Below are 351 nucleotides of genomic sequence, written 5' to 3' on the forward strand. Positions count from 1 at the left end.
AAACCAAGCCGCTGGGCGTCGGTGCTACCGATACCGTGACCTTCAAGCTCGCCGAAGGCACCCTGACCGTCACTGGTGACGGCAACTGGACCTTCGAGGCCAAGGACAACCTCGACCAGGGCAACAGCCCGTCGATCGACTTCACCATCACCACCGAAGACAGCGATGGCGATACCGCCACCGATAGCCACACCGTCACCATTACCGACGGCACGGGCCCGAGTGTTTCGGTCACCGACAGCGATCCGGCCTCGACCCAGGCCAGCCTGGCACTGGATGACGCCGAGACCGAAGGAGCCGCCTCGGATACCGACGTGGCGAGCCTGACCTTTACCGCCGGCAGCGACGCCA

Annotated in this window: 1 protein-coding gene; it reads left to right on the plus strand. The window is 64.7% G+C overall.

Annotation, left to right across the window (positions count from 1 at the left end; all coding sequences use genetic code 11):
• Nucleotides 1–351 (plus strand): hypothetical protein (locus C9F12_RS22325; RefSeq protein ID WP_162816571.1); only part of this gene is annotated, 351 nt, incomplete at both ends.

It is taken from the genome of Halomonas sp. BN3-1 (assembly GCF_003056325.1).
GTDB classification, from domain to species: domain Bacteria; phylum Pseudomonadota; class Gammaproteobacteria; order Pseudomonadales; family Halomonadaceae; genus Halomonas; species Halomonas litopenaei.